At 73.0% G+C, this 6,145-nt stretch carries 5 protein-coding genes and 1 pseudogene; 3 read left to right on the top strand and 3 right to left on the bottom strand.

The genetic code is table 11. From position 1 onward, the window contains the following. Positions 1 to 2: 2 nt before the first annotated feature. A complete protein-coding gene (locus ABZ340_RS34085) occupies positions 3 to 1,808 on the bottom strand; it encodes an ATP-binding protein (protein WP_358785759.1) in 1,806 nt (601 codons plus the stop codon). A 321-nt stretch (positions 1,809 to 2,129) separates the two neighbouring features. On the opposite strand from ABZ340_RS34085, the gene ABZ340_RS34090 reads away from it, so the two are divergent. Next, positions 2,130 to 3,080 (top strand): NADP-dependent oxidoreductase, encoded by a 951-nt coding sequence (locus ABZ340_RS34090; RefSeq protein ID WP_358785760.1) that lies wholly within the window; start codon positions 2,130 to 2,132, stop codon positions 3,078 to 3,080. 372 nt (positions 3,081 to 3,452) lie between these two features. Beyond that, positions 3,453 to 3,833 carry an anti-sigma factor antagonist gene (locus ABZ340_RS34095; protein WP_358785761.1) on the top strand — a complete coding sequence of 127 codons (381 nt, stop codon included), beginning with the start codon at positions 3,453 to 3,455 and terminating at the stop codon, positions 3,831 to 3,833. A 72-nt stretch (positions 3,834 to 3,905) separates the two neighbouring features. On the opposite strand, the gene ABZ340_RS34100 is transcribed toward ABZ340_RS34095, so the two are convergent. After that, entirely contained in the window at positions 3,906 to 4,859 is a 954-nt protein-coding gene (locus ABZ340_RS34100) for a ribose-phosphate pyrophosphokinase (protein WP_358785762.1), read from the bottom strand. Positions 4,860 to 5,233: 374 nt separating this feature from the next. On the opposite strand from ABZ340_RS34100, the gene ABZ340_RS34105 reads away from it, so the two are divergent. Beyond that, complete coding sequence (locus ABZ340_RS34105; RefSeq protein WP_358785763.1) at positions 5,234 to 5,908, top strand: DUF4230 domain-containing protein; 675 nt, start codon at positions 5,234 to 5,236, stop codon at positions 5,906 to 5,908. Between the two features lie 59 nt (positions 5,909 to 5,967). On the opposite strand, the pseudogene ABZ340_RS34110 reads toward ABZ340_RS34105, so the two are convergent. After that, positions 5,968 to 6,145: pseudogene (locus ABZ340_RS34110) on the bottom strand (IS110 family transposase); the annotation flags it as partial.

The following is a 6,145-nucleotide window of genomic DNA, read 5'->3' on the forward strand; positions in this document are numbered from 1 at the left end:
CACTAGTCGCTCTCTTCGGTGCGGTGCTCGGTGGACGCGCCACCGGTGGTCGTGTCACGGTCGCCGGCCTCCCCGGACGTCGCGCCGGGGTCACGGCCGGCGGTGGCGAAGGCGGCGAGGCCGGCGAAGGAGGCGTCCGGCGGGACGGCGGAGACGGTGCTCCGTCCGGGCCGCTCGGTGCGCCCGGCCGGCCGGGGGCGGTCGCCGTCGCCCCGGCGGCTCCTGCGCCGGGGCAGTCCGCCGGGGGTGGTGTCCACGGCGCCGGCGGCGTCGGCCGGGACGGTCGCCGGTCCGCCGGCCGGGGAGGCCGGGACCGCCGGGGAGGCCGGGGCGGTCTGTGCCGCACCGGTGGCGGTGGCCGGTGCGGCCGACGGCAGCGGGCTGAAGTACTTGTGCGGTACGACGACCACCACCGAGGTGCCCAGCCACGGGGAGTCGGTGAAGGTGACGCGGATGCCGTAGCGGCGGGCGAGGATGCCGACGACCCGCAGGCCGATGTTGGCGTCCTCGGTGATGCCGCCGAGGCCGGCGCCGGGCGCGGTGCCCGCGAGGGCGTGCTCGGCCTCGCGCTTCTTCTCCTCGCTCAGTCCCTTGCCGGAGTCCTGGATCTCGATGCCGACGCCGTTGGGGACCTCCTTGCCGGAGACCAGCACCGGCTCGGTGGGCGGCGAGTAGCGGGCCGCGTTGTCGAGCAGGTGGGCGAAGATCAGCGTGAGGTGGTCCACGAGGCCGCCGTCGACGCCGAGTTCGGGCAGGTGGCGCACCTGGACGCGCTGGAAGTCCTTGATGCGGCCGATGCCGCCGCGCACCACGCTCAGCAGGCGCTGCGGCTCCTGCCACTGCCGGCCGGGGCGGTCGGAGCCGCCGAGCACGCCGATGCTGGCCGCCAGGCAGTCGGCGGGGCCGATCGCCTGGTCGAGCTCCATCAGGCCCCGGGCGACGGCGGGCAGCCGCCCGTGCTCGCCCTGCATCTCGTGCAGGCGCCCGCGCAGCTTGCTGGTGAGGACGTGGATGCGGTTGCCGATGCTGATGACGGCCTGTTCCGCGGAGGACGAACGGTCCAGTTCGCGCTCGACGCCCATCAGGGCGGTGCGCAGCACCTTGCGCAGCTCGGCCTGGAGGTCGGCGCCGACCTTGGCGCACTGCTCGACGGTGGGCAGGATGTCGTCGATGGCGTCACCGGCGCGCAGCCGGTCCAGTGCCTCGGGCAGCTGCTCGTCGGCGAGGCGGGCCACGGCGGCCAGCTGGTGCGCCAGCCGCTCCCCCGCGGCCTGGGCCTGTTCGGCGAGCCGGTCCTCGCAGGACGCGGCCTGCTCGCTCAGCCGTTCCTCGAAGGACCGGCCCTGTTCGGCCAGCCGTGTCTCGTACGACGTGGCCTGCTCGGTCAGCTGTGCTTCGTACGACGTGGCCTGCTCGGTCAGCCGCGTCTCGTACGACTGGACCTGCTCGGCCAGCCGCGTCTCGTACGACTGGACCTGCTCGGCCAGCTGCGCCTCCCGGGCGGCGCGCTCGGCGGCGAACTCGCTCTCCAGGCCCGCCACATGCTGCCGCCACTGCCGCGTGGTCTCCTCCTGCGAGGCACGGAAGGTGTGCTCCGCGCGGCGCAGCCGGGCCTGGGAGCGGAGCAGGAGGCGTACGCAGACGGCGCCGGCCGCCGTCGCCGTGGCACCGGCGACGGCCGCGGTTATCCGCTCCGAGCTCAGAAACGTGGCGGCTACCGTCCCGCCTCCCAGGCCCAGCGGCATCAGCCACCAGCTGTACCAGGCGACAGGGGCCCGCGCCGCAGGTGGCGGAGTGGCGAGTTCCATCTGCATCCTTCGAAGCAACACGATCGATCAGGGGGGTGCGCAAGGGGGACCGCACTCATGAGTACGCAGGGCGAGCGGAGCCGTCGCGATCGCGTCAACTCGCAGCGCCGATCGGAACCTTATCGGGTTCGAACGGAAAAGGATCAATCTCGAAGACCTGCGGAAGTGAGGGTTCCGTCACTCTCCGCCAGGAGACGTAAGGTCGACAAATCGCCATACGGATCGACAGGGCCGGGAGCGCTCAGCGCTTGGCCCGATCCTGTCGAAGTATGGCGATCACGCCATTTTTTGAACGGGCGGACACGGGCAGGCTGGTACACCATGAGCGATGTGAACACCATGCGAGCCATCAGCCAGGACACCCTCGGCGGTCCCGAGGTCCTCAAGGAGGTCCGGCTGGAGCGCCCCGCACCGCGCCCGAACGAGGTGCTGGTCCGGGTGCGCGCCGCCGGCGTCAACCCGACCGACTGGAAGCACCGCGCGAACGGCGGCTTCCTGGGCGAGCCGCCCTTCGTGCTCGGCTGGGACGTGGCCGGGACGGTCGAGGCGACCGGGGTCGGGGTGGCGATGTTCCAGCCGGGCGACGAGGTCTTCGGCATGCTGCCGTACCCGTTCGGCCACGGCTCGCACGCCGAGTACGTCATCGCCCCGGCCCGCGCGCTCGCGCACCGGCCCGCCGGGATCGACCACGTCCAGGCGGGCGCGCTGCCACTGGTGTCGCTGACGGCGTGGCAGGCGCTGGTGGAGCGGGCGGACCTCGGGCCGGGGCAGCGGGTGCTGATCCACGCGGCGGCCGGCGGAGTGGGCCACGTGGCCGTGCAGATCGCCAAGGCGCGCGGCGCGCACGTGATCGGCACCGCCAGCGCGGGCAAGCACGACTTCCTGCGCTCCATCGGCGTGGACGAGCCGGTCGACTACCGGGAGACGGACTTCGCCGAGGCCGTGAAGGACGCCGACGTCGTGCTGGACACGATCGGCGGCGACACCGCCGTCCGCTCGCTGCGCGTGCTGCGCCCGGGCGGCGTCGTGGTGTCGATCCTGCCGGTCGGGTCGGACGAGTTCCCCCGGGAGGCCGAACGGCTCGGGGTACGGGCGGTCCGGATGCTCGTCGACGCGGACCACGGCGGCATGCGGGCGATCGCCGGTCTCGTGGAGTCCGGGCAGCTGCGCGCCACGATCGCGCAGACCTTCCCGCTGTCCGAGGCCGCCCGGGCGCACGCGCTGGGCGAGACCGGCCGGACGACGGGCAAGCTGGTCCTCGTGGTCGACTGACGTCAGGCCCGCCCGCGCGCGGCGCCGGCACCGGCACCGGCACCGGCACCGGCCGCCAGCTTCGCGTCCGCGCCGTGCCGCAGGCCCGCGCGCGGCGCCGGCCGGACGATGTCCACGCCCGCTTTGCGGGCGGACGTCAGGCCCGCCCGCGCGCGGCACCGGCCCCACCGCCTCCCTCCCCCTCCCCCGCAGGCCGGACGAGGTGGGGGCGGGGCGAGGTGCTCCGGGAAGGGGCGTGCCGGGAATTCGAAGACATATGTCAAGCGAGCATGCTCAAATTCCCTCGGTCGGGGGTAACTTGCGGGACGAGGAGGAGCGGTGAGGGTCCGTCCGGTCCCGCCGCCCAGGGAGCAGGCTGGAGGCGATGCCGTCGTGCGGCACCAACCCGCACCGCTCACCCGGCATCTGCGCGTCCGCCACGAGCGGGAGTGCACGGTGCTGGAGTTCCACGGCGAGATCGACATCGCCGCGGCGGCGGAGATCGCCCCGCGGCTGGACCGTGAGACCGGCCGGCCGGGCGCCCGGATCGTGCTCGACCTCGGCCGGATCGAGTTCCTCGACTGCTCCGGCCTGCGGCTGCTGTGCCGGGCCCGCCAACGGGTGCTGGACCGCGGCGGGCAACTGCACCTGGTCTGCACCCACGCCCTGACACTGCGCGTCCTGCGCGTCACCGGACTGACGCGGCTGCTGCCGCCGCGGCCGACGTTGGAGGAAGCCCTGGAGCAGGCGGGGGCCGCGTCCCGGCCGGGGTGAGCACCGAGCGGTTGAACAGTTGAGCGGTTGAGCGGTTGAGCGGGAGGTGACCGAGCGGGGACGGTTGAGCGGCTAAACGGCTGGGGGCCCGTCGAACAGGGCGCTGACGGACTCGCCGTTGTGGATCCGCCGTACGGCCTCCGCGAGCGCGGGCGCGATGGACAGGACCCGGAGCTTGTCCGTGTGGTGGTCGGCCGGGACCGGAACGGTGTTGGTGCACACGATCTCCCGCACGTCCGGCTGCTCGCTCAGCCGCTTGAGCGCGCCCGCCGCGAACAGCCCGTGGGTGCAGGCGACGCGGATCGAACGCGGACCCGCCTCCCGCAGCCGGTCCAGGAGTTCCAGGACGGTGCTGCCCTTGGCGATCTCGTCGTCGAGCACGATGACGTCCCGTCCGGCGACGTCGCCGATCACGGAGGTGATGGTCACCCGGTCGTCGGCGTAACGCTGCTTGGCGCCCGCGGCCACCTCGGCACCGATCAGCCGGGCGAACGCGGCGGCCTCCTTGGCGTTGCCCAGGTCCGGTGAGACGACGGTGGTGCGGGACAGGTCGTAGCGCCGGAAGTGGGCGGCCAGTTCACGCAGCGCGTGCAGGTGGTCGACGGGCACGGAGAAGAAGCCGTGCACCTGCGGCGCGTGCAGCGTCATGGCGAGCACCCGGCTCGCGCCCGCCGCCACCAGCAGGTCCGCGACCAGGCGCCCGCCCAGGGAGATGCGGGGTGCGTCCTTCTTGTCGGAGCGGGCGTAGGAGTAGTGCGGCATGACGACGGTGATGCGGCTCGCCGACGCCCCACGGGCCGCGTCGCACATCAGCAGCAGCTCGACGAGGTGCTCCTGCACCGGCCGGACGAGCGGCTGGATCAGGAAGACGTCCCGTTCCCGGCAGTTGGCCTGGAGCTGCACCTCCAGGCAGTCGTTGGCGAACCGGCTCACCCGGGTGGGGCTGAGCGGGACACCGAGATGCGCACAGACCTCCTCGGCCAGTTCGGGGTGGGCGCTACCGCTGAACACGGCGATGTCTCGCACGAACCGCTCCTCGCGTGATCATGTCAGGCCGGGGCCTCATGCTACTGACGCCGGAAATCCGGTCGCGGCACCCCCCGCGCGGGCGCGCCACGACGGCCGCCGTCCGTGTTCCCCGCCCTTCCCGGGAGCCCTCGCGCGCGCCGGTTTCCCGGAATCGCCCCGCACGTCACGCCGCCGGCGGAGGGGCAGGCGGCTACGGTCGGGCAGCGGCAACCGGGGGACGCGGGCGCTGCGGACGCCTCGCCAAGCCGCGCCCGGGCCGCGCCCCAAGCCGTGTCCGGGCCGCGCCCGGACCGTGCACCCCTGGGCCCCAAGTCCCCTGTCTGCCGGGGCACATGCGGGGGCATCCGGACAGGAGGAAGGAGGGCCGTCGCATGACGACTCCCGTCAGGCGCCCGTCCGGGCGGATGCCCGGCTGGGCGAAGACACTGGCCGTGTCCGTACTGGTACTCGCCGTCCTGTTCACCGTCCTCCGGCTGAGTCTGATCCCCGGCCTGAAGGACGTCTTCGGCACCGAGACCCACGACCGCTCGGGTCCCGCGCTGCTGAAGTCCGTCCGGGACCTCAGCCGTTACGAGGCCGCGTCCGGGAACTTCCAGGTCGTCGTGGATCTGGAGAAGGACACCAAGTACCTGCCGGACGCGGTCCGGGGCACCCGCACCCTGTACATCGGCGCGGGCACGGTCGACGCCTACGTAGACCTCGGCAAGGTCGGCGCGGACGACGTGACGGTGGACCAGGACCGCACCTCGGTCACGCTGCGGCTGCCGCACGCCGCGCTCGGCACCCCGGCCCTGGACCCCGAGCGCTCCTACGCCGTCTCCAAGCAGCGTGGCCTGCTGGACCGGCTCGGCGACCTGTTCTCGGACAACCCGAACAGCGAACAGGCCGTGCAGAAACTCGCCGTGCGGCACATCGCCGACGCCGCGCGGGACAGCGAGCTCACCGCGCGCGCCGAGAGCAACACCACCGGCATGCTCCAAGGGCTCCTGCGCTCCCTGGGCTTCAAGGAGGTGCGGGTGACGTACGGGTCCGGAGACGGGGCCTGAGCGCGCCGGCCTCCTTCTCACGCAGGCAAGCCGACGACTGGAGAATCTCAATGATCGTGTCAAGCCGCCTGCGTGACCGGCGGGACGGAGGTGAACAGCCTCTTGTCTCGCAGCATCGCCCACAGCACGTTGACCCGTCGGTGGGCGAGTGCGAGCAATGCCTGCGTGTGGATCAGGCCCTCGGCGCGTTTCTTGAGGTAGTAGTCCCTCGAAGGTCCCGGTCGCATCATCGCGGAC

Source organism: Streptomyces sp. NPDC006134 (genome assembly GCF_040628835.1).
Taxonomy (GTDB): domain Bacteria; phylum Actinomycetota; class Actinomycetes; order Streptomycetales; family Streptomycetaceae; genus Streptomyces.

Bases quoted from the DNA above. Each gene is read 5' to 3' on its own strand.
- ABZ340_RS34105 (WP_358785763.1), top strand. From the start codon at position 5,234: ATGACGACTCCCGTCAGGCGCCCGTCCGGGCGGATGCCCGGCTGGGCG.
- ABZ340_RS34085 (WP_358785759.1), bottom strand. From the start codon at position 1,808: ATGGAACTCGCCACTCCGCCACCTGCGGCGCGGGCCCCTGTCGCCTGG.
- ABZ340_RS34090 (WP_358785760.1), top strand. From the start codon at position 2,130: ATGAGCGATGTGAACACCATGCGAGCCATCAGCCAGGACACCCTCGGC.